General features: G+C 62.8%; 1 protein-coding gene. It reads left to right on the top strand.

Annotated features, from left to right (window positions below; genetic code table 11):
- Positions 1 to 126: 126 nt before the first annotated feature.
- Positions 127 to 779 (top strand): tyrosine-type recombinase/integrase (locus tag WH91_RS04635; RefSeq protein WP_046169846.1); only part of this gene is annotated, 653 nt, incomplete at its 3' end.

Here is a 779-nt window from a genome sequence, read left to right as displayed (position 1 = left end):
TTCGGCACCAGTGGAGGAGCGACAAGCAGCAAATCAGCGCGCGATTTCACGCCGGCAGGCTAACATGCCACGGCGCTTACCGCTAGTGGAGGCGCAAATATCCGCCCCACCTGTCGGCAGATAATAATGACCGATAATCTTGCATTATCGGACGTTATAGTCATCATAGAGGTAGTGACCCAAAACCCCGACGAAATCGCTGAAAACGACACCGGCAACGCCCCCCTGCCCCCTGCTGCAGCGGCGGCACCCGTCGGCAATTCCGCCGTGTCGGTACCGGTCGGCGATCTGGCCCATTTGCGCGGCCTCGCCAATCGCGCCCGCGACTATGTCGAGGCGGCCAGTTCGGCCAACACCCGGCTGGCCTACGCCTCGGATTGGAAGCATTTTTCCGGCTGGTGTCGCCGGCAAGGCCTGGCGGTACAGCCGCCCGATCCGCAGGTTGTTGGTCTTTACATCACCGCCTGCGCCTCGGGAGAGGCCGGCGGGCGCCAAAAAAACGCCGTCAGCACCATCGAGCGCCGACTCTCGTCCCTCTCCTGGAATTACACGCAGCTCGGACAGTCGCTGGATCGCAAGGACCGCCATATCGCCACAGTAATGGCCGGCATTCGCAACACCCACGCCAAGCCGCCCCGGCAAAAGGAAGCTCTTCTGCCGGAGGATTTGCTGGCGATGCTGGAAACCTTTGAGCGCGGCGGCCTACGCGGCATCCGGGATCGCGCGATGTTGCTGCTTGGGTTTGCCGGCGGCCTGCGACGCTCAGAAATCGTCGGCCT

Source organism: Devosia psychrophila, assembly GCF_000971275.1.
GTDB classification, from domain to species: Bacteria; Pseudomonadota; Alphaproteobacteria; order Rhizobiales; family Devosiaceae; genus Devosia; species Devosia psychrophila.
The sequence above is the reverse complement of the archived record's forward strand: the minus strand, read 5'-3'. Positions and strand labels throughout refer to the sequence as shown.